The sequence below is a fragment of the Nocardiopsis listeri genome (assembly GCF_020741345.1).
In the GTDB taxonomy this organism is placed as follows: Bacteria; Actinomycetota; Actinomycetes; order Streptosporangiales; family Streptosporangiaceae; genus Nocardiopsis; species Nocardiopsis listeri_A.
Genome location: NZ_DYZD01000199.1, coordinates 1 through 20,713 on the forward strand (window position 1 = coordinate 1; position 20,713 = coordinate 20,713).

Sequence of the window (20,713 nt, forward strand, 5' to 3'; positions counted from 1 at the left end):
ATGCACTTCATCGCCATGCTGGGGCACACCATCCCCGGGACGATCATCAGGTACGACCCGTTCCTGACCCTGGTGAGCGGCGTCGTACCCATCCTCGTCATGGGTCTGGCCCTGCATCTGGTCATCCGGAACCAGAGCAACGGACGCCTGCTGTTGTCCGGAACCCTGCTCGGTGTCGGCGTCGTCTCGATGCACTACACCGGCATGGCGTCGATGAACCTGCACGGGGAGATGCACCACGACGCCCTCCCCGTCGTCGCCTCCTGTGTGATCGGCCTGGTGGCCTCCACCGTGGCCCTCTGGTTCGCCCGGAACCTGAAGCACATCGGCGCCGTCTTCGGGGCCTCCCTGGTCATGGGGCTCGCGGTGTCGGCCATGCACTACACCGGCATGGCCGGAATGCACGTCGACAGCCCGGAGATGACCCACTACGGCGCCCCGGAAGGCGCCAAGGCCACCGAACTGGTCCTTCCTCTGATCGTGGGCCTGTTCGTCTTCATGCTGATCTGCAGCCTCTTCCTGATGTTGAGCGGTGACGAGAACGACCGTCGGGACTACACGCGCCCCTCCCACCGCTCCACCGAACACACCGTGCTGCGAAGCCAGGAGGACTACGAGCCCCGGCACGGCTCCCCCGTCACACCCTTGGACCAGGACACCCCCGGTCCGGGTGACGACGTGTGGACAAGGCACCGCTGAACCGGTTCCGCCCTCACCCGGTGCCCCGGGACCGAGAAAACCACTGGCGTCCCGGGGACATCCCGACCTAAGGTCGTCCCGAATCGAACCGTGCGCGCGCCGCACCGGCCACATCCGGGTCCCGCCCCTTCGCGGGAGAAGAAGAGAGGAGCACACGATGCCCGACCTCGTGTCCACCCCCCACAACGGAACCTCCCTCATCTCCCGCGAGTCCTGAGCCGCCGCACACCGACGGCCCCGACTCGCGCCGTAGCAAGAAGAGACGACGTGAGTCAGCACAGCGAACACACCGGCACGACCGGCCTGCCCGAACACCCTCTGAACCGGCTGGGGTGGAATCCGCGGACCGCCGCGGCCTTCGACGCCCTTGAGTCCCCGCACCCCCTGCGACCGGCCCGCGTCACCGAGGCCCGACGCGGCGCCGTCGCCGTCGAGATGCCCGAACCCGCCACCGCCGAACTGTCGCCCGAGGTGCGCAGGGCCGCCGAGTTCGACCGTTCCACCGCGCCCACCGGCGGAGACTGGGTGGCGGTCCGCCGCTCCGGTGACACCTGGGTGGTCGAAGCCGTCCTGGAACGTTCCGGGACGCTGGTCCGACAGGGCGTGGCCAAGGACTCACACGACCAGGTCCTGGCCGCCAACATCGACGCCGTCCTCATCTGTGAGGCCGCCGACCAGGGCCCCAACGTGGGCCGACTCGAGCGGTTCCTCAGCCTCGCCTGGGCGAGCGGGGCCACCCCGGTCGTGGCCGTCACCAAGTCGGAACTGGCCGGGGAACGGCTTCCGGACGTCCTCGAACTGGTCCGGGCCGTCACCACCGGCGCGGACGTGTACAGCGTCAGCGCGCACACCGGCGATGGGCTGTCCGACCTGTCCGCCCGGTTGCGGGCCGGTGACACGTGGGTGCTGTTGGGCACCTCCGGAGCCGGCAAGTCCAGCCTGCTCAACGCACTGGCCGGGCAGGAGGTGATGGGGACCGGCCAGATCCGACAGGACCGCCGGGGCCGGCACACCACCACCCACCGGCAGCTGATCACGATGCCCGGTGGCGCCCTGTTCCTGGACATCCCGGGGGTGCGTCGGATCGACGTTCCCGGGGACGAGACCGGGGTCGACCGGACCTTCGCGGACGTCCACGCCCTGGTCGAGCGGTGCCGATTCCGGGACTGCTCGCACGGCACCGAACCCGGCTGCGCGGTCAACGCCGCCGTGGACGAGGGTGAACTGGACGCGGCACGGTTGGACCGCTGGTTCCGGCTGCGTCGGGAGGCGGAGTGGAACCGCAGTCGCAACGACGCCCGGCTGCGCGCCGCCCGCCGCAAGGAATGGAAGCGGGCCGACCGTCAGGGCCGTGAGAACGCCCGCCGCAAACGCGGGTTCTAGAACCCGAAGGCGCGACGGGCGTTGTCCGCCACGATGGTGGCGAGCTCGTCCTCGTCCATGCCCTTGACCTCGGCGAGCGTGCGCAGCGTCAGCGGGATCAGGTAGGGCGCGTTGGGCCGGCCCCGGTAGGGCCTGGGGGTGAGGAAGGGCGCGTCGGTCTCCACCAGGATCGACTCGGCGGGGGCGACCCGGGCCGCCTCGCGGAGGGGTTCGGCACTGGCGAAGGTGACGTTGCCGGCGAAGCTCATGAAGTAGCCGTGCTCGGCGCACACCTTGGCCATCTCGGCGTCGCCGGAGAAGCAGTGGAAGACCACCCTCTCGGGGGCGCCCTCCTCCTCCAGGATCCGCAGGACGTCTTCGTGCGCCTCGCGATCGTGGATCATCAGCGCCTTGCCGTGCTTCTTGGCGATGGCGATGTGCCGACGGAAGGACTCCTCCTGGGCACGGGCGCCCTCGGGCCCGGTCCGGAAGGTGTCCATGCCGGTCTCCCCGACCGCGACCACCTCGGGGCGGCCGGCCAGGGCGTCGATCTCGGCGATTTCGGCCTCCAGGGCCTCGACGCCACCGGCGGGGCGGGCCTTCTCCGTCCAGTCGGTGTCGTCGGCCTCCACGCCCTCGGCCCCGTCGCCGTGCACCACGCGCGGGGCCTCATTGGGGTGCAGGGCCACCGCGGCCCACACCTTCCCGGGATACCGACCGGAGACCTCGACCGCCCAGCGCGAAGAGGACAGGTCCACGCCCACCTGCACCAGCGGGGTCACGCCCACGGCCTCGGCGGCGGCGATGATCTCGGGCACCTCGGGGGACTGCATGTCCATGTGGGTGTGGCTGTCGGCCACCCGCACCCGCAACGCCTCGGGCGCCGCCGGCGGAGTCTGCGCGTTGCGCTCCTTGACCGCCTTGCCACTGCGCTTGCCCACGTCGACCTTCCTCCGTCGTCCCTCGGTCGTTGGAGATTCCCGCCGGGCCCCGAGGTGTTCTCGGGGCCCGCGGGTGCTCATGTCCTCGGTTACCCGGCCTCGCCGGCCAGGCGCGCGAGCTCCTCGTCGACCACGGACTGGTCGAGCTTGGTGAACAGCGGCTCCGGACGGCTCAGCGGGGTCCCCGGGACGATCGGCGTCGAGACCCACCGGGCGTCGTTGTCGGCGTAGTCACCGGTGATGACCGGGTAGTCCACCTTCTCCTCGGAGTCACCGATGGTGTCGTGACCCGACTCGATCCGGGGCATGCCGGTCCAGGTCCCGGTACCGCCCAGCATCGCGTACACCTTGTTGGCGGCGACGGGCAGGAACGGGGTGAGCAGGGTGTTGGCGTCCTGGACCAGCTGCAGCGCCACGTGCAGGACGGTGGCCATCCGCTCGGGGTCGGTCTTCTTCAGCGCCCACGGGGCCTGGTCGGAGATGTACTTGTTGGCCTCGGCGACGGTGCGCATGGCCTCCTGCAGGGCCGCCTTGAACTGCGAGCGCTCCAAGCGGGCGCCTACGGCGTCGAAGGCGGCCTTGGAACCGGCCAGGACCTCGCGGTCCTCGTCGGTGAGCTCACCGGCCGCCGGGATCTCGCCCAGGTTCTTGGCTGCCATGGAGATGGACCGGTTGACCAGGTTGCCCCAGGCCGCGACCAGCTCGTCGTTGTTGCGGCGCACGAACTCGGCCCAGGTGAAGTCGGTGTCCTGGTTCTCCGGTCCGGCGGCCATGATGTAGTACCGCAGCGCGTCGGCGGAGTAGCGCTCCAGGAAGTCGCGCACGTAGATCACCACGCGACGCGAGGAGGAGAACTTCTGCCCCTCCATGGTGAGGAACTCGCTGGAGACCACCTCGTTGGGGACGTTCAGCTCGCCCAGCGTTCCGACCTCGCCGCCACGGTCGCCCCTGCCGCTCGCGCCGAGCAGGATGGACGGCCAGATGACCGAGTGGAAGACGATGTTGTCCTTGCCCATGAAGTAGAAGGACTCGCTGTCCTTCTCCTGCCACCAACGCTTCCAGGCGTCGGGCTCGCCCACGCGCTCGGCCCACTCGATGGAGGCGGACAGGTAGCCGATGACCGCGTCGAACCAGACGTACAAGCGCTTGTTGGCGTTCTCGCTCCACCCGTCCAGCGGGATCGGCACACCCCAGTTGAGGTCACGGGTGACCGCGCGCGGCTGCAGGTCCTCCAGCAGGTTCAGGGAGAACTTGAGGACGTTGGGCCGCCAGTCGTCCTCCTTGTCCTTGAGCCACTCGGTGAGGATCTCGGCGAAGGCGGGCAGGTCGAGCATGAAGTGCTCGGTGTCCACGAACTCGGGCGTCTCACCGTTGATCCGGGACCGCGGCGAGATCAGGTCGATCGGGTCGAGCTGGTTGCCGCAGTTGTCGCACTGGTCACCGCGGGCGCCGTCGTAGGCACAGATGGGGCAGGTGCCCTCGATGTAGCGGTCCGGCAGGGTGCGGCCGGTGGAGGGGGACATCGCGCCCTTGGTGGTGCGCGTGAAGACGTATCCGTTGTCGTGGAGCGTGGTGAACAGCCGCTGGACGACGGAGTAGTGGTTGCCGGTGGTGGTGCGGGTGAACAGGTCGTAGGACAGGCCGAGGGCCACCAGGTCCTCGGCGATGATCCGGTTGTAGCGGTCGGCCAGATCGCGGGCGCTGACGCCCTCCTGGTCGGCCAGCACCTGGATCGGGGTGCCGTGTTCGTCGGTACCGCTGACCATCAGCACGCTGTTCCCCGACATTCGCTGGAAGCGCGAGAAGACGTCCGAGGGGACCCCGAAACCGGAGACGTGGCCGATGTGGCGCGGGCCGTTGGCGTAGGGCCAGGCGACCGCGGTCAGGATGTGGCGATTCGACGACATGACCCAAGCCTAAAGCCGGCCGGGGTGTCCGCGGGCCGCCTCCCTGGCCACACGGCCGATTCCCCGACGTGACGGCGCTTCCCGCGCCTCCACCCCGGGGTCTTCCGGGCGGCCGCCGGCGCACGTTCCGGCAACAGTTGTCCACAGGGCGGCCGGCAGTGATTCCCCGGGGTGGCCCCCTGCCCTTATGCTCGGCTCAACGACGTCGAGTGCCACCGGGGCACCGACGCGGAACGGCAAAGAGCGACCCTCCAACCCGGTCCCGAGGCGGTGGTCACCACGGATACCCGTGCCGTACCCCGTCCTGCCCGGAACACCGCGTCACTGATCGCCGGCGTGGTGTTGATGGTCGTTCTGACCTTCCCCTTGGCCGCTGCACCGTCCGGTGACGGGGAGGCGCTCCCCTCCTCGGTCGGTTCGGCCGACACCCCGGTGACCACCGCCGACTCCGGCCCCTCCCCGTCCGCCAAGGAGGCGGGCAAGGAGGTCAAGCCCTACGTCGACCCACAGACGGTCGCGCTCGGGCCACCCGCCTCCACCTGCGACCAGCGGTTGGTACTGCGGGACCTGCCCGACGCGGTCCCCTCTTGCGCCCTGCGCCTGGCGGTGTGGGACCAACCCTGGTGGCCGCTGCCCCTCCCCCATCACGACCCCGTTCCCGAACAGGTCGACGCGGAGGGACTGCCATCCACCCGGGCACCCCCTCTCACCGCGCACACCACCGTCTGACCACCCCGGTCGGTCCCCACCCGTCCCGTACGGGTCCGGACCCTCGCACCCCCCGTTCGGTCCCGGGCCTCGCGCCGCGCGCGAGCCGTCCGGTGCCCGGGCACGCGACCGGTTCCACCATCCGCAGTGAGAGGTTCACCCCTTGTCCAGTCAAACGGGAGCGGGAGCGCGCTGGACACGCGCGCTCATCTCCCTCCTCGTCATCCTCGTCGCGTTCGGCGCGGCGTGGTTCATCCCACCGCGCCTGGGTCTCGACCTGAGCGGCGGTACGCAGATCGTCCTCGAAACCCAGGACGGCCCCGACGGCACCTCCGCCAACTCGGAGAACACCGACAAGGTCGTCGAAGTGCTGCGTCAGCGCATCGACCGTCTCGGCGTGGCCGAGGCGAACATGTCGCGTTCCGGTGAGAACCGGATCATCGTCGAGCTGCCCGGCGTGCAGGACCCGGCGGAGGCCGCGCAGATCGTCGGCCAGACCGCCCAGCTGTCCTTCCACCCGGTTCTCGGCGTGGGCGAGTCCGGTGGCCAGGGCGTCCAGGCGCCCCAGGGCGGCGACTTCGCCAACCCGCCGGCCGACGAGGCCCGCGCACCCTCCGACGGTGGGGGCGAGGCTCCCGCCGAGGGCGAGGGCGGCGAGATGACGCAGGAGGAGATGGAAGAGCTGCTCGGCGGGATGGGCGGCGACCCGGGCGGTGGCGGCATGCCACAGGCGCCGGCCGGTCCCCCCGCGGAGAACCCCGAGGACGTCGCGCTGACCCTGCCCGACTCCGAGGGCACCATGCTTCAGCTGGGTGAGGCCGCCATCCAGGGCGACCGCGTCTCCAGCGCCGAGGCCGGTCTCGACCAGGTCAACCGCGCCCAGTGGGTCGTCAACGTCGCCTTCCGTGGCGAAGGCCGTGACCAGTGGCAGGAGCTGACCGGTCAGGCCGCCTGCTTCCAGGAGGGCGACCCGCGTCGCCGCGTCGCGATCGTCCTGGACGACCAGGTCATCTCGTCCCCGCAGGTGACGGCGGAGACCGCTTGTGAGGTGGGCATGGCCGGAGGCCAGACCACCATCAGCGGTGACTTCAACAGCGAGACCGCCGAAGAGCTGGCCGTGCTGATCGAGGGCGGTTCGCTGCCGCTGCCGGTCACCGAGGTCCAGCGCCAGACCGTCGGCCCGACCCTCGGCGCCGCCGCCATCCAGGCCAGCGCCATCGCCGCCATCCTGGGCATCGCGTTCACCGCGCTGTACATCACGGTGGTGTACCGCATGGTCGGCTTCCTGGCCTCCCTGGCCCTGGCGTTCTACACCCTGATCGCCTACGGCGCGTTGGTGGCCATCAGCGCCACGCTGACGTTGCCCGGTCTGGCCGGTTTCGTGTTGGCGATCGGTATGGCCATCGACGCCAACGTGCTGATCTTCGAACGAGCGCGCGAGGAGTATCAGCGCCAGCAACAGGTCTACGAGGCCAACAAGGCCTCCGGTATGCAGGATTCCGACAAGGAGGGCAAGGACGGCAAGGAGACCGGTGCCCTGGCCCGTCGCCGTCGCCGCGCGGTGCCGCCCAACCTGGAGAAGGCTTTCGTCCAGGGCACGCAGAAGGCCTGGAGCGCGGTCCTCGACACCAACGTCACCACGATCCTGGCCGCGGCCCTGCTGTTCTTCTTCGCCTCCGGTACCGTCCAGGGCTTCGGTGTGACCCTGAGCCTCGGCACCATCGCCTCCATGATCTCCGCGCTCGTCATCGCGCGCGTGTTCGTGGAGTGGGCGGTGCGTCGAACCGTCATCAAGAAGCACCCCTCGATCAGCGGCATCGACCGCATCGGCAAGGTCCGTACCTGGCTGGTCGAGAAGAACCCGCAGCTGATGAACTTCCGCCGTGTCGGGCTCATCGTCGCCGCCCTGATCGTGGTCACCGCGATCGCGGCGCCGTTGGTGCGCGACACCAACCTCGGTGTCGAGTTCACCGGGGGTCGCGTCCTGGAGTACGAGATCACCGGCGAGCAGGACCTGTCCGTCGACGAGGCCCGAGGCGTCATCTCCGGGCTCGACTTCGCGGGTTCGGACACCGCGGTGGTCCAGGAGTCCGGTGACGGCGACCTGTCCGTCCGTACCGGCGACATCTCCGACGCGGAGGCCGATGGCATCACCGAGGCCATCGCCGAGGAGACCGGTGGCGTGGATCTGGTCAGCGACGAGCTGATCGGTCCGAGCATGGGGGACGAGCTGCGCAACCGGGCCCTGATCGCGCTCGGCGCGGCCCTGGCCCTGCAGATGATCTACCTGGCCTGGCGTTTCCGCTGGTCCTTCGGTGTCTCCACCATGCTGTCGCTGGCCTTCAACATGTTGCTGGTCGTCGGCCTGTTCATCTGGCTCGGCAAGCCCATCGACGGGGTCTTCCTCGCCGCGATCCTGAGTGTCATCGGTTTCACCGTCAACGACTCGGTGGTGGTGTTCGACAGGGTGCGAGACGAGTGGGCGAAGGACGACAAGTCCTCGTTCACCGAGATCGCCAACCGCGCGATCCTCAACACCCTGCCTCGTACGGTGAACACGACCGTCGGTGCGTGGATCATCCTGATCTTCCTCACCTTCCTCGGTGGGTCCTCGCTCCAGGACTTCTCCATCGCCATGTTGGTCGGTCTGTCCACCGGTGTGGTCTCCACCGTGTTCGTCGCGGTCCCGATCGCCATCTGGCTGCAAAAGTGGGACAAGACGCCCCCGCCGCACGTGATCAAGGAACGCAAGGCCAAGCAGAAGGTGGCGGCCAAGGCCGCCCGCGAGGCGGACGACGGAGCGGTCGTCTAGGTCTCGCCTTCACCCGTCCGAGCGATCAGAGGGCCCCGAACCGCCTCGTGTGGTTCGGGGCCCTCCTCTTGCGCGCGATCCGCTCAGCCTCCGGTGGGGGCCGGTGCGCCCTCGGATCCCTGGACGAGCACGAAGCCCTGCCCCTGCAGGGCGAGCTGGAAGGCCTCACCGCTGCCGCGCCCGATGATCGCTCCGGCCTTGACCGTGCTGCGGATGGTGGCCTGCAGGGAAGTGCTCCAGGCGACGGCGGCCTGGGTGTCGACGAAGGTCGGCTGGTCCACGTTGAGCAGCACCGGGGTCCCATGACAGGCCACGGCCACCCGGCCCCGACCGGTGAAGACCGTGTTGAAGAGCCCGCCGGCCACCATGCCGCCGAACCCCTGCACCTTCTGGATGTCCCAGTTCAGGGTGGGCTCGAAGGCCAGAACGTTGGCACCGTTGATGGTGAGGGACTCGTCCTCCAGGTCGATCAGGTGCACGTCCCAGGCCTCGTGTGCCAAGAACACGTCCCCCTGCCCGGACACCTTCATCAACGGCAGACCCTCGCCGGTGAACGCCTTCTTCATGAACCGGCCGACGCTGCCCGCGCCCTGGTAGGCGAAGTCGATCTGCCCTTGATAGGCGACCATCGAGCCCTGGCGGGCGTAGAACTCCCCGTTGAGCCCCACCCTCAGCATCTTGCGGTTCTGCAGGTGCATCCCCGGCTGCTGGGTCTCCTGAGCGTGTTGGAAGAGCTCACTGCGCATGTACGAATCCTCTTTCGTCGCTTCGGTCTCAGTGCTGTTCGATGCACCGGACCGGGGGCCGGTTTCGCCGGCGGCGGAACCCTCCGAGATCACTCCGCCTCGACGACGCCGTGGACCAGATCGTAGACACGGCGTTTGGGCACCCCGGTCTCCTTGGCGACCCGGACGATGGCCTCCTTGCGACGCATTCCCTCGTCCTCCAACTCCCCCACGGCGGTGATCAGGTCGGTGTCGCTCGTGTTCTCCGCACGGGGCCGGGCGCCCTCCACCACCACGGAGATCTCACCGCGCACACCGTCGGCGGCCCATTCGGCCAGCTCGCCCAGGCCGCCTCGGCGCACCTGTTCGTAGGTCTTGGTGAGTTCACGACAGACCGCCGCCCGGCGTTGGACGCCGAACGCCGCGGCCATCGCCTGGAGCGTGGCGGCGATCCGGTGCGGGCTCTCGAAGAAGACCATCGTCCGGCGCTCCTCGGCCAACTCCTCCAGATACGGCTTCAGGCCCTTGCGCGGTGGGAACCCCTCGAAGCAGAATCGGTCGGTGGGCAGTCCGGAGACCACCAGGGCCGTGGTCACCGCCGACGGTCCAGGGATCGAGGTGACGGGGATCCCCTCCTCGGCACAGGCCGCCGCCAGACGGTAGCCGGGGTCGGACACCCCTGGCATCCCCGCGTCGGTGACGACCAGGACCTCCTCGCCCCGCCGCAGATCGGCGAGGAGTTCGTCTCCTCTGCGGCTCTCGTTCGCGTCGTAGTAGGACACCACACGGGCACCGGACTCACCGCCGAGGCGGATGCCCGCACGGGAGGCGAATTGTCGCAATCGACGCGTGTCCTCCGCGGCGATCACACGCGCCCCCTCCAGGGCGTGCAACAGCCGAGGTGGTGCGTCCTCCAGGTTCCCGATGGGCAGCCCGGCCAAGACGAGCCTCCCGCCCCGCTGCGTTTTCTCGACACCCTCAACCACTGTGATCCCCGTCCTGTCGCGCTACGGTTGGCCATGATCGAACCATCCGAAACCCGGTTTCACGGCCCGTCCGCAACGGACCTCCATCTCTGACCCCAACCTACGAGCCGAGATGACCACCACCGCACTTCCCAGCGAGGCCGAGCCCTCGCCCCCTCCGGCCGCGGCCCGGCCCTTCGACCTCCGTTCCCGCTTCGTGCCCCGCATGCCCACACCCGCCTGGCCGGGTTGGCTGGGAGCCGGCCTCGTCGCGTTGTTCGCGGGGGCGCTCAGGTTCTTCAACCTCGGGCAGCCGGAACGGATCTACTTCGACGAGACCTACTACGCCACGGACGCCTTCGCCCTGTGGCGCTTCGGGTACGAACACGAGACCCTCGACAACTCGGACACCATGCTGGCCGAGGGCGATCCGAACATCTTCACCGGCACGGGCGACTTCATCGTCCACCCTCCCGTCGGCAAGTGGATGATCGCGCTCGGCGACTGGCTGTGGACGCTGATGCCGTTCGGATCGGCCGTCAGCCCCGAGGGTTGGCGGGTGGCCTCCGCCCTGGCCGGGATGATCTCCGTTCTCATCCTGGTCCGGCTCGCCACCCGGATGACCCGCTCCATCCTGCTCGGCTGCACCGCGGGGCTGATCCTGGCCCTGGACGGTCTGCACTTCACCCTGAGCCGCATCGCCATGGTGGACATCTTCCTCACCCTGTGGATCCTGGCGGGGTTCACCTGTCTGGTGATCGACCGGGACAAGACGAGGGAGCGCCTGGTCCGTCTGGTGGAGGCCGGGGTCGACGTGACCACGGTGGGTTGGCTGGGCATGCGTTGGTGGCGTCTGGCGGCCGGTCTGTGCTTCGGTCTGGCCGTCGGCACCAAGTGGTCCGCCCTGTTCTTCATCGCCGCCTTCGGTCTTCTCACCGTCGCCTGGGACTACGGTGCCCGCCGCAGCGTCGGCCAGCGTCGTGTCTTCGGCCGTTGGCTGGGCATCGACGCCGTCCCCGCGTTCTTGCAGACCGTGGTGGTCGCCGGGATCGTCTACCTGCTCTCCTGGTCCGGGTGGCTGTTCACCCGCGGCGGCTACAACCGGGACTTCGCCGACGGTCTGGCCCCCGACCGGTTGCCCAACCTCCTGGCCACGCCGCTGGAGGCCCTGTGGAGTCTGATCGACTACCACGGCCGGATGATGAACTTCCACTCCAACCTCACCAGCGACCACACCTACATCTCCGCACCGTGGGAGTGGCTGATCATGCGCACCCCGGTGATGTTCCACTACGACGGGCAGGCCGTCGGGTGCGACACCGGGAGCTGTGTGACCTCTGTGGTGTCCATCGGCACCCCGATCATCTGGTGGGTGAGCATCATCGCCATGGTGGTGATGCTGGGTTGGTGGATCACCTTCCGCGACTGGCGGGCCGGCGCCGTGCTGCTCGGGGTCGCCGCCGGTTGGCTCCCCTGGTTCGCCTACCCGGACCGCCCGATGTTCCTCTTCTACGCGCTGCCGTTCCTGCCGTTCCTGGTGCTCGGCATCGTGCTGATGTTGGGGATGCTGATGGGCGCGGGAGAGGACAGTCCGCGCTTCGCTCCTTACACGCGCGCTCTCGGCGGTGTGGTCTTCGGTGTCGTGGTGTTGTTGACCATCGCGCACTTCGCCTACCTGTATCCGGTCCTATCGGCCTATCCGCTACCGGACGACACCTGGGGCGACCGGTTGTGGTTCGAGGTGTGGATCTACGGGCGCGACGCCTCCTGACGAGTTACCGACCCGGGGAACCGCCGAAACCGTTCCCCGGGCACAACTCCATTAGTCGCACAAGGGCGGGAAATCAACCTTTTCGAGTAGCCGAAACAGGACACTCGGATATCGGGGATTCGCAGTCGAAAGGCCTCGGCAAGGTCCCTTCCTCCCTGGTACTGTCTGCAACTGGTTGCTGTTGTAGTTTCCATGGATGCCCGAGGCGCCTCGCGGAACTTCACGTGGGCGCTTGTCGATTCGGGTATGACCCTTCTTCGGTCCGGCGCCCGGCGACCCGGGACCAGCAGGGTGCGGTCCCGCCGTAGTCCCCAAGGGAGAGCACATGGCTCAGGGCACCGTGAAGTGGTTCAACTCTGAGAAGGGTTTCGGGTTCATCGCCGTCGAGGGTGGTCAGCCCGACGTGTTCGTTCACTACTCTGCGATCGCGGGCACCGGCTTCCGGAACCTGGAAGAGGACCAGAAGGTCGAGTTCGACATCATCCAGGGCCCGAAGGGCCCGCAGGCGGCGGACGTTCGCACGGTCTGACCGTCACACGTGCGTTTCCCCAGCCCTCCGCTCGCCCCGAGTGGGGGGCTGGTTCGCGTCCAAGGCCCTGACGTGCCCCAAGAGCCGCAGATGGGCGTTGGATGGGGACACGGTTACCCAAGCGTGGCGATACCGGTTAACCTGCTTGAAGCCGGTCAGCACCCGAAGGCGAGGACCACACATGTTCGGCATCAGCGGTGGAGAGTTCGTCATCCTCCTCCTTCTCGCGTTGCTGATCTTCGGGCCGGACCAGCTCCCGAAGGCGGCCCAGCAGATCGGACGGGTCCTGCGCCAGCTCCGCACCATGGCCAACTCCGCCTCCAACGACATCAAGGAGGGGCTCGGTCCGGAGTACAAGGACTTCGACGTCCAGGACCTCAACCCGAAGAGATTCATTCAGAAGCACTTCTGGGAAGAGGAAGAGGAGACCACCAAGAAGCCGGTCTCCCGCCTGAACGGCAAGCGCCCGCCCTTCGACGACGAGGCCACCTGAGCCGCCCGCTCCCCTGCACTCCCGACCCGGCGCTCAGCCCACCAGCATGAGGAAGAACGCCCCCAGCACCAGCAGGATGATCGATCCCACGATGATCGCGGGCGATCCCACCGCCAGGATGAGCACTTCGGCCGTCACCGCGCCGCCCAGCGCCGCGAGCAGCCATGGCCACCGTGGTCGCGGTGCCCAGTCGTGCCGGCGTTCTCGGGCCACCGTCAGACCCAGGCCCAACCCGATGAACAGCCAGAACGCGAGATGGGCGATGACGCGCACCTGCGGATCGACGTAGTCGGCCATACCCCCGACCACCATCACGTACAGGACGGTGGACGTTCCCAGGCGCCAGAACCCCCGGCCGCGTTCGGCCCGCATGGTCTTGTTGCGCGCCCTGGTGGTGCGTCGGAATCCCTCCCCCACGACCGCCGTGGTCTCCTCCGTGACGGGCTCCACGCGACTCTCGGGTGGGCGGGCGGTCGGCGCGCCCTCCGGGACGGGTGGGCGCGTGTGACCACCCGTGGGCTCCGGTTCCTTCGGGTATTCGTATCCGCCTGACTGCTGAGGGGAGTCGGACACTGCTACTGGTCGCCCCTTCACGTTCGTTTCGGCCCCGACCCGGACGGCCCGGACGACTTATCGGGCTCTTACCCGATCGGCTGTTCGGTCAAATCCCCTTCTCGATCACGGAGAGGAGTGTCTTGGGCGGACATGGGTAAGGGCCCGTCGACGATGTCGAACGGGCCCTCGAAGCGTGACGGGCGCCGTGGCGGCGCCGTCAGGCCGGTCCGGTTACCACCAGGTCCAGCCGTTGTTCTTACGTGAGCTCTGCGCGTGCACGGTCATGGCATCTACCTTTCTTGGTGTTTCCAGCCCATCCCGGAACCAAGATGTCCTATCGCAGCAGAGTCCACAAGGGCCGAGGCCGAATATTCATCGTTCCATGGCCGACGGTCGACCAAAGGTTGCAGCACAGGTTCCGAAATGACCATAGAAGACGGAATCGGTGCAGCTCAGGCCGGTTTCTATCCTCTTCGCCGCGCGGCACCGTCCCCGATGACCTGCAAAGACAAGTCCCTTGAGAAGCAAAATCAGAAGAGGGCCACATAACGCAGAGCGACGGTATGGCTATTACCACAAGGAGTATCGAAAACGCATCGGAGAACCCGGTTCTTCCCGGGGCCGGGGCGTGTGACGACGTCACGGGCAGACCTCGCATCCGCACATCCACCCAGAAACCCCCACATAGCGGTACTTCTGTGACCCTTCACCAGAAGAAGGGCGTCACTCTCGGTGATCAATCAAAAACCCGGTTCCATCCAGACGCGCGTCCCGGAGGCCCCCGGCACCCCCGTTTCGGACGCGACCAAAAACGAGTATGAGCCTGGGCCTTTCCGATCGCCGTCCACCCCCGCACGGAGGTTCAAACAAGTGCCAGGCCGCCCATGATCAACGCGACCCCCGCGCCGATCAGCCCGATGACCAGGCTCACCGCGCCCGCCTGAACGAGGTACCGCAACCGGTTGGGGGCCCGCGGGTCCCGACCGATCACGGACAGGAAGAACCCCGCGGGCATCAGGATGGCCGCGACCAGGACCAGGTCGCCCACCGGGTGTCCCCAGTCGGGGACCGTGGGCCCCTCCAACAACAGACGCACCACCAGACCGAGGATGACCAGGACCCCGGCGTGGGCGTGCCCGGCCCGGAAGTAGGACTTTTGCAGGTCGTTGGCGGGGAACCGCCCGTTGACCACGCGCAGCAGGAACGTACCGCCGTAGGCGATGCCCACCACGGTGAGCAGGATGATCCCGGACGAGATGAGTGTGGACGCCGACATGGCTACTCCGCTTCGTTGTCGGGGGGTGGACCCGACGGGCCGAACAGGAGTCCGGCACCGCGACGGGTGATGGTCGGCAGATCGGCGTCACCGAACAGCTCGCGCACCCCGGAACCGTCCAGGTTCCCGGTGAGGGCCAGGGTCGCCAGACCGTGCACGATCGACCACCCGGCCACCACCGCGGCCGGCGCGTCGGCGACCTCCCGCCCCTCCTCCGCAAGGGACTCCACCCCCGAACGCAGTTCGCCGAAGGCCGCAGTACGTGCGGCGTTCAATTCGGCGTCGTCCTGGTCGAGCAGGGAGGGTTCGAACATCACGGTGAAGTGCGCCGGGAAGTCGGTGGCGAAACCCACGTAGACGACCCCGGCCTCCAGGAAGCCGCCGCGGGCCTCCCGGTTGACCCGCAGTCGCTCGGCGAGCTCGGTGAAGCCCTCGGTGGCCAGCGCGTTGAGCACACCTTCCCGGCCACCGAAGTGGTGTCTTGGGGCCGTGTGACTGACCCCGAGGTCCGCCGCGAGCGAGCGCAGACTGAAGCCGTAGGGCCCCTTCTCCGCGATGACCCGGGCGGCCCGCTCCAACACTGCGGCCCGCAGGTTTCCGTGGTGGTATCCATCTGCCATACCGGAACTATACGCCGGCAAGTTACCACTGTAAAGATCTGGCCGATCGATCCGAAGGCCCGAACCCATAGGCGTTGCGGCGCGTCGGTGGATAGGCTGAGGACCGCATCGGCACCACCCCGCCGCAGGGGATAGACGCTTCGCCGGTGACACTCGGGGCTCAGGTCCGGACGACCTCCCGCCACAGGGAACAGCGAGCACGGCGTCCGGCCCCACCACGAGCACGAGAAAGGGCCCGATCCACGGATCGGGCCCTGCTCTTTTCCTGCGAGGAAGAACGAAAGGGCCGAAGGGAAGACGTGCTTCCCTTCGGCCCCTTCTCTTCGGTGGAGCTGAGGGGATTTGAACCCCTGACCCCCTCGATGCGAACGAGGTGCGCTACCGGTCTGCGCCACAGCCCCGAAGACGAGACCAACTTTAGCAGGAAAGTTCGAGTGGTCCGAACGCCCGACCGGGCGTTCGGACCGGGGTCAGTCTCCGGCGGCCCTCAGGCGGGCGTCCGCGTACTGGTCGTAGACCTGACTGCGACGCTCTTGGAGGGCGATCACCTTGGCCAGGCGCTCGGCCTCCCTGGCCTCGTGTTCCTGCCGGTCACGGTCCCGACGTGCGCGCAGCAGGGCCCGGCGGCGTGCCTTGAGGCGGGCCTGGCGCTGCTCGGCGTCGGCCTTGGCCGCCTCCCGGAGCAGTGCGAGGTGTCCGACGAGCAACAGGATCGGCGGCGCGATCACCCACCAGGGACCGAGACCGAAGGCGACGGCAACGATGGTGGAGACGTTGAGCAGGGTGAGCGCGCTGGTGCGTCGACGACGGCGGGCGATGACCCGGGCCCGAGGTTCGGGTGCGGGGATCCGGCGCCGCTCGACGGGACGCGACTCCTCGGCCTCCTCGTCCGCGTGCTCCCGGTGTGCCCGCGGACGGGTGACGACCCGGGTCTCGGTGAGATCCGGATCCTCCTCGTCCGATTCTTCCTCCTCGAACGTCTCGTCGACCTCGTCGGTGTCCGGATCGGCGTCGTCGCGCCGGGTCTCCTCGTGAACCGGCTCGACCGCGTCCTTGCGCAACAGCATCGGCACCAGGACGATGAGCCAGACCACCACGATGGCGAGGTACAGGGGAGAGCTGCTCATCACCCCTCCTCACGATGACGGCCACTGAACGTTGATCGACACTTCGTCGACACCGCGCCGCGTGTACACGAACACTGTCTCGGGAGTACCGACGTCTCCCGACCCGGTACCGTTCCTGCTCCGGGCCGAAGCCGGAGCGAATCCCGTGTGCCATATCCACGCGTTGCCCGCATCGTCAATGCGTCTATGTTCCGCACGGTACGACCCCGTGTCCATAAATGCGCCGCATTCCGACCGGAGTGTCGCAAGATTGTGGACCCTTAGTTTCGGTCGCCCCACCCCTCCGGAAGAAAGCCCAGGTCAGACGGTGACTGCGGAGCGCAGTGCCAATTCAACGCAAAGTAATGAATCAATGTGCTTAAAGAGAGGTTTAGGTTTCGGATGCACCCGTGATGCTGTCACGTTCAGTTCGACCCCGGGTTCGGACTCGCCGGATCACGTGGATCCTCGTCGCCGTTCGGGCCATGTGGCCCCAATGCGGAACCGGGGCCGGAACCACCCTCTGGGGTCGGACCGGAAGACCCTCCGTCGTACCAACGGCGCAAAACCCCTCGGGGCACCTCCTCCGCGGTGAGTCCATAACAGATATGGTCCCGCCAGGCCCCGTCGATGTGCAGCTGTCTGCGCCGCACACCCTCGTCTCGGAAACCGAGTTTGGTGACCACGCGCCTGCTGGCACGGTTCTCGGGTCGGATGTTGGCCTCGATCCGGTGGAGTCCGACGTTGAAGAAGGAATGGTCGACGGCCAACGCGACGGCTGTCGGGGTGATGCCCCGTCCCGCGTAGGCACTGTCGATCCAGTAACCGACCTGCGCCGACCTGGCCGAACCCCACACGATGGCGCCCACTGTGAGCTGTCCTACGAAACGGTCGTCGTAGGTGACCGCCCAGGGCATGGACAGCCCCTGACGCGCCTCACGGCGAATGGCCTGGATCATCGCGACGTAGGGGGCGAGACCGGTGGTGCGTAACGGCATTTCCGGGTAGGTGGGCTCCCACGGCCGCAGCCACTCGGCGTTGCGCGCACGGGTGTCACGCAGGGCGGGGGCGTCGCGTAGGCGCAGCGGGCGAAGCGCGATCGACCCCTCCTCCAGGGTGACCGGCCACCTCTGTCTGCGATTCACGTCGTCCCTCCGTGGCCCTGTGCACCACTCGGCGCGGATACGCCACCGGTCCTCGGGGCGTGGCCACGCCCGGCACCGGTGAGCCCTTCCAGTATTCCACCCCTGGGGACGTGCGGTAGCGGGTGTCACCTCCGCCACACCGGAATCGGATGATTCCAAACTCCATTCACTCCTGCACCGAAAACCGTACTAGGGTCAAGGAATTCTCTGCTTCCGGAATGCCCGGGATGTGATTGTGGTCATTACCGGGTCTCATTCCGACCGGGGATGGTCACCGCCCCGCATCTGGTCGATCGCGTGCCCCAGAACGGGTGCCAGCACGTCCATTCCGTCGCGTACACCGCCTCGGGAGCCGGGCAGGTTCACCACGAGCATGCTGTGCCCGTCCCGTTCCACGACCCCGGCCAGACCTCGGGAGAGGATCGCGGTGTGCACCCCCTTGTCCCGTCCCGCGGCGCGCAGCGCCTCGGAGACGCCCGGGACCTCGAAGGCCAACAACGGGCGGGTGGCCTCGGGGGTGCGGTCCTGGGGGGTCAGACCCGTGCCGCCCGTGGTGAGCACGGCGTCGGCGCCCTCCTGGTGCGCCCGCAACAGTGCCTGGGTCACCGGGGGACCGTCCGGCACCACCCAGGGCCCCACCACCGTGAAGTCCAGGTCGCGCAGACGCTCCACGATCACCGGTCCGGAGCGATCCGGATAGACCCCGGCGGCCGCCCGGTTCGAGGCGGTGACCACGGCGACCCGACGCGGCGACCGACCGTTCGACTCAGTCGCCACGCTTCCAGTGCCCCTTCTTCCCGCCGAGCTTCTCCTCGACCCTGACCTCGGTGACCTCGGCCTCCGGGTCGATGGCCTTGACCATGTCGACCAGGCCGAGCGCCGCTGTCATCACGCAGGTGAGCGCCTCCATCTCGACACCCGTGCGGTCGGCGGTACGGACCGTGGCGGAGATGTCCACGCCGTCGTCGAGGACCGTCAGGTCCACGTCGACACCGTGCACCGCGATGGGGTGGCACAACGGCACCAGGTCGGGGGTGCGTTTGGCGCCCTGGATTCCGGCGATGCGCGCGACCGCGAGTGCGTCGCCCTTGGGAACCTCACCGTCACGCAGGGCGGCGACGGTCGCGGCGTTGAGCAGCACCCGCCCGGTGGCGGTCGCGCTGCGGGTGCTGACGTCCTTACGGGAGACGTCGACCATGCGCGCGGCGCCGGACTCGTCGAGGTGGGTCAGGCCGGAGGAATGCGCCTCCGGCTGCGGGGTGTCGGTCATCGAGGTCACCCGTTGTCTTCGCGTGTGGACCACGCGGCCCATCGGTGCGCCGGCCGCGTGGGGCGCGCGGTGGCGCGTCCCACGCATGACCGTACTCCTCCACGGTGACAACGGCGCAGGGACCGTCCCGGGTCAGTGTCCGGGCAGCGTCAGGACCTCCGCGATCGCGCCCGCCGGTAGCTCCGTGACCTCCTCCGGAACGACGAGGAGCCCGTTGGCGTCGGCCAGCGCGGACAGCTGATGCGAACCCTGTCGGACCGCGGGCGCGACGGTGTGCGCCGCTTCGGCGCCGGGGGCCGCCGGCGCCAACACGGCGCGCAGGTAGGAACGTCGGCCCTTCGGCGAGGTGACCGCCGTGGACAGTCGGGCGCGCACCGCGGGCAGGGGCGCCGGGTCGAGGCCTCGCAGCTTTCGCAGCACCGGGCGTACGAACATCTGGAAGGAGACGAAGGCGCTCACCGGATTGCCCGGCAGCGTGATGATGGGCGTCCCGTCCGGGCCGATCGTGCCGTGTCCCTGGGGCTTGCCCGGCTGCATGGCCACCGAGGTGAACTCGACGGTGCCCTGCCTGCTGAGCACCTCCTTGACCACGTCGTAGGCGCCCATGCTGACGCCGCCGGTGGTGACGACGATGTCGGCGCGCAACAGCAGCCCTTCCAGGGCGTCGCGGACGCTGACCGGATCATCGCCGACGAAGCCGTGGCGGTGCACCTCGGCTCCGGCCTCCTTCGCGGCGGCCGCGATCATGTAGCTGTTCGACTCGTAGATCTGGCCGGGGCCGAGCGGTCGCCCGGGTTCGACCAGTTCCTCACCTGTGGAGAGGACCACGACCCTGGGCCGGGGAACGGCCGGAACGGTCCGGCGACCGACCGCCGCGAGCACACCCATCTCCCCCGCGCCGATGAGGGTCCCGGCGCTGAGCACCCTCGCGCCCGCCTCGACGTCCTCACCGCTCCTGCGCACGAACCCGCCGGGCGTGGCCGGACGCTCGACGAGGACCTCCACGCTCCCACCATCGGTCCACTCGACCGGGACGACGGCGTCGGCCCCCGTGGGCATGGGGGCGCCGGTCATGATGCGCGCGCACAGGCCGGGGCGGATCGCGCTCGGGGACGGGTCTCCCGCCGGGATGTCGGCCACCACCGACAGCCTGACCGGGGAGGTGGGCGAGGCGTGTTCCAGGTCGGCGGAGTGTACGGCGTAACCGTCCATCGAGGAGTTGTCGAAGCCCGGCAGGGACACCTCGGAGACCACCGGCTCGGCCAGTACCGTCCCGTGGGCCCGAAGCAGGTCGAGCTCCGTCGCCTCGGGCACGGCGACCAGCGCCAGCAGATCGGAGACGTGCTGTTCGACGCTCTTCATGGGGTCCCTCCGGTTCGTGGTGCGCACTGGGAACGGTCCACTCGCGTGCCCCGTCCCATCCCATTGTGGCCACTGACATCGATGGGACGTGCCGGTCGGGTCAGCTCCGGTCGGCGCGGTCGTGGCGGTCCACGAACTCCCGCAGCCAGGGCAGGAGCTCCTCGGCCAGGTCCGGGCGTCGGCAGGCGAAGTCGACCACGGTGCGGATGTAGTCGGCCTTGTTGCCGGTGTCGTAGCGCTGTCCCCGCAGCAGGACCCCGCGCACGCCGCCGCCTTCCTCGGGCTTGGTCCGGGCGAGTTCGAGCAGGGCGTCCGTCAGCTGGATCTCACCGCCGCGGCCCGGCGGGGTGCGGTGCAGGACCTCGAAGACCGCGGGGTCGCACACGTAGCGACCGATGACCGCCCAACGACTCGGTGCCTCTTCCCTTGAGGGCTTCTCCACCAGGTCGGTGACCGTGACGACGTCC

Annotated in this window: 20 protein-coding genes and 1 tRNA gene; 7 read left to right on the forward strand and 14 right to left on the reverse strand. The window is 68.6% G+C overall.

The genetic code is table 11. The features are described from left to right. Together K8V84_RS10890 and rsgA are read left to right on the forward strand one after the other, a co-directional pair. A partial coding sequence (locus tag K8V84_RS10890; RefSeq protein WP_304073828.1) for an MHYT domain-containing protein occupies nucleotides 1-699 on the forward strand: 699 nt, incomplete at its 5' end. 267 nt (nucleotides 700-966) lie between these two features. Next, nucleotides 967-2,082: a ribosome small subunit-dependent GTPase A gene (gene rsgA / locus K8V84_RS10895; RefSeq protein ID WP_304073830.1), complete on the forward strand. Its 1,116-nt coding sequence runs from the start codon at nucleotides 967-969 to the stop codon at nucleotides 2,080-2,082. On the opposite strand, the gene K8V84_RS10900 is transcribed toward rsgA, so the two are convergent. Together K8V84_RS10900 and metG are read right to left on the reverse strand one after the other, a co-directional pair. Continuing rightward, nucleotides 2,079-3,002, reverse strand: coding sequence for a TatD family hydrolase (locus K8V84_RS10900; protein WP_304073832.1), 924 nt, complete (start codon nucleotides 3,000-3,002; stop codon nucleotides 2,079-2,081). The genes rsgA and K8V84_RS10900 overlap by 4 nt on opposite strands. Nucleotides 3,003-3,091: 89 nt before the next feature. After that, nucleotides 3,092-4,909, reverse strand: coding sequence for a methionine--tRNA ligase (metG, locus tag K8V84_RS10905; protein ID WP_304073833.1), 1,818 nt, complete (start codon nucleotides 4,907-4,909; stop codon nucleotides 3,092-3,094). Nucleotides 4,910-5,245: 336 nt separating this feature from the next. Here metG and K8V84_RS10910 point away from each other — a divergent pair, with 336 nt between their 5' ends. Next, on the forward strand, nucleotides 5,246-5,638 hold the full coding sequence (locus tag K8V84_RS10910; RefSeq protein WP_304073856.1) for a hypothetical protein: 393 nt from the start codon (nucleotides 5,246-5,248) through the stop codon (nucleotides 5,636-5,638). A gap of 142 nt (nucleotides 5,639-5,780) precedes the next feature. Further along, entirely contained in the window at nucleotides 5,781-8,429 is a 2,649-nt protein-coding gene (gene secD, locus K8V84_RS10915) for a protein translocase subunit SecD (protein WP_304073835.1), read from the forward strand. An 83-nt stretch (nucleotides 8,430-8,512) separates the two neighbouring features. Here the strand turns inward: secD and K8V84_RS10920 are convergent, their stop codons facing one another. Continuing rightward, complete coding sequence (locus K8V84_RS10920) at nucleotides 8,513-9,175, reverse strand: AIM24 family protein (RefSeq protein ID WP_304073837.1); 663 nt, start codon at nucleotides 9,173-9,175, stop codon at nucleotides 8,513-8,515. A gap of 89 nt (nucleotides 9,176-9,264) precedes the next feature. Next, the gene (gene rsmI, locus K8V84_RS10925; RefSeq protein ID WP_304073838.1) at nucleotides 9,265-10,140 is read right to left on the reverse strand and encodes a 16S rRNA (cytidine(1402)-2'-O)-methyltransferase; all 876 of its coding nucleotides are present in this window, start codon (nucleotides 10,138-10,140) and stop codon (nucleotides 9,265-9,267) included. A 112-nt stretch (nucleotides 10,141-10,252) separates the two neighbouring features. On the opposite strand from rsmI, the gene K8V84_RS10930 reads away from it, so the two are divergent. From K8V84_RS10930 to K8V84_RS10940, 3 genes are all read left to right on the forward strand, one after another. Then, nucleotides 10,253-11,890 (forward strand): dolichyl-phosphate-mannose--protein mannosyltransferase, encoded by a 1,638-nt coding sequence (locus K8V84_RS10930; RefSeq protein WP_304073840.1) that lies wholly within the window; start codon nucleotides 10,253-10,255, stop codon nucleotides 11,888-11,890. A 325-nt stretch (nucleotides 11,891-12,215) separates the two neighbouring features. After that, complete coding sequence (locus tag K8V84_RS10935; protein WP_017603347.1) at nucleotides 12,216-12,419, forward strand: cold-shock protein; 204 nt, start codon at nucleotides 12,216-12,218, stop codon at nucleotides 12,417-12,419. A gap of 181 nt (nucleotides 12,420-12,600) precedes the next feature. After that, a complete protein-coding gene (locus K8V84_RS10940) occupies nucleotides 12,601-12,912 on the forward strand; it encodes a sec-independent translocase (RefSeq protein WP_304073843.1) in 312 nt (103 codons plus the stop codon). Nucleotides 12,913-12,945: 33 nt separating this feature from the next. Here the strand turns inward: K8V84_RS10940 and K8V84_RS10945 are convergent, their stop codons facing one another. The 10 genes from K8V84_RS10945 to K8V84_RS10990 form a co-directional block, all read right to left on the reverse strand. Further along, nucleotides 12,946-13,362 carry a hypothetical protein gene (locus K8V84_RS10945; protein ID WP_304073845.1) on the reverse strand — a complete coding sequence of 139 codons (417 nt, stop codon included), beginning with the start codon at nucleotides 13,360-13,362 and terminating at the stop codon, nucleotides 12,946-12,948. A gap of 967 nt (nucleotides 13,363-14,329) precedes the next feature. Then, nucleotides 14,330-14,743, reverse strand: coding sequence for a hypothetical protein (locus K8V84_RS10950; protein ID WP_304073847.1), 414 nt, complete (start codon nucleotides 14,741-14,743; stop codon nucleotides 14,330-14,332). A gap of 2 nt (nucleotides 14,744-14,745) precedes the next feature. After that, nucleotides 14,746-15,363, reverse strand: coding sequence for a TetR/AcrR family transcriptional regulator (locus tag K8V84_RS10955; RefSeq protein ID WP_304073849.1), 618 nt, complete (start codon nucleotides 15,361-15,363; stop codon nucleotides 14,746-14,748). 327 nt (nucleotides 15,364-15,690) lie between these two features. Beyond that, nucleotides 15,691-15,764: transfer RNA gene (locus K8V84_RS10960), tRNA-Ala, on the reverse strand. 69 nt (nucleotides 15,765-15,833) lie between these two features. Next, the gene (locus K8V84_RS10965) at nucleotides 15,834-16,490 is read right to left on the reverse strand and encodes a hypothetical protein (protein WP_304073851.1); all 657 of its coding nucleotides are present in this window, start codon (nucleotides 16,488-16,490) and stop codon (nucleotides 15,834-15,836) included. 404 nt (nucleotides 16,491-16,894) lie between these two features. After that, nucleotides 16,895-17,614, reverse strand: coding sequence for a GNAT family protein (locus K8V84_RS10970; RefSeq protein WP_304073852.1), 720 nt, complete (start codon nucleotides 17,612-17,614; stop codon nucleotides 16,895-16,897). A 252-nt stretch (nucleotides 17,615-17,866) separates the two neighbouring features. Further along, nucleotides 17,867-18,391, reverse strand: a complete 525-nt coding sequence (locus K8V84_RS10975; protein ID WP_304073853.1) for a MogA/MoaB family molybdenum cofactor biosynthesis protein — start codon at nucleotides 18,389-18,391, stop codon at nucleotides 17,867-17,869. Further along, on the reverse strand, nucleotides 18,381-18,884 hold the full coding sequence (gene moaC, locus K8V84_RS10980) for a cyclic pyranopterin monophosphate synthase MoaC (protein WP_304073858.1): 504 nt from the start codon (nucleotides 18,882-18,884) through the stop codon (nucleotides 18,381-18,383). Before moaC ends, K8V84_RS10975 begins: the two co-directional genes overlap by 11 nt. A gap of 132 nt (nucleotides 18,885-19,016) precedes the next feature. Beyond that, the gene (gene glp, locus K8V84_RS10985) at nucleotides 19,017-20,246 is read right to left on the reverse strand and encodes a gephyrin-like molybdotransferase Glp (protein WP_304073855.1); all 1,230 of its coding nucleotides are present in this window, start codon (nucleotides 20,244-20,246) and stop codon (nucleotides 19,017-19,019) included. Between the two features lie 100 nt (nucleotides 20,247-20,346). Beyond that, nucleotides 20,347-20,713 (reverse strand): sugar phosphate nucleotidyltransferase (locus K8V84_RS10990; RefSeq protein ID WP_369696621.1); only part of this gene is annotated, 367 nt, incomplete at its 5' end.

Excerpts from the sequence above, each read along its gene's own strand:
- metG (WP_304073833.1), bottom strand. The coding sequence starts at position 4,909 with ATGTCGTCGAATCGCCACATCCTGACCGCGGTCGCCTGGCCCTACGCC.
- K8V84_RS10920 (WP_304073837.1), bottom strand. The coding sequence starts at position 9,175 with ATGCGCAGTGAGCTCTTCCAACACGCTCAGGAGACCCAGCAGCCGGGG.
- K8V84_RS10930 (WP_304073840.1), top strand. The coding sequence starts at position 10,253 with ATGACCACCACCGCACTTCCCAGCGAGGCCGAGCCCTCGCCCCCTCCG.
- K8V84_RS10935 (WP_017603347.1), top strand. The coding sequence starts at position 12,216 with ATGGCTCAGGGCACCGTGAAGTGGTTCAACTCTGAGAAGGGTTTCGGG.
- K8V84_RS10940 (WP_304073843.1), top strand. The coding sequence starts at position 12,601 with ATGTTCGGCATCAGCGGTGGAGAGTTCGTCATCCTCCTCCTTCTCGCG.
- K8V84_RS10950 (WP_304073847.1), bottom strand. The coding sequence starts at position 14,743 with ATGTCGGCGTCCACACTCATCTCGTCCGGGATCATCCTGCTCACCGTG.
- K8V84_RS10955 (WP_304073849.1), bottom strand. The coding sequence starts at position 15,363 with ATGGCAGATGGATACCACCACGGAAACCTGCGGGCCGCAGTGTTGGAG.
- K8V84_RS10965 (WP_304073851.1), bottom strand. The coding sequence starts at position 16,490 with ATGAGCAGCTCTCCCCTGTACCTCGCCATCGTGGTGGTCTGGCTCATC.
- moaC (WP_304073858.1), bottom strand. The coding sequence starts at position 18,884 with ATGACCGACACCCCGCAGCCGGAGGCGCATTCCTCCGGCCTGACCCAC.
- glp (WP_304073855.1), bottom strand. The coding sequence starts at position 20,246 with ATGAAGAGCGTCGAACAGCACGTCTCCGATCTGCTGGCGCTGGTCGCC.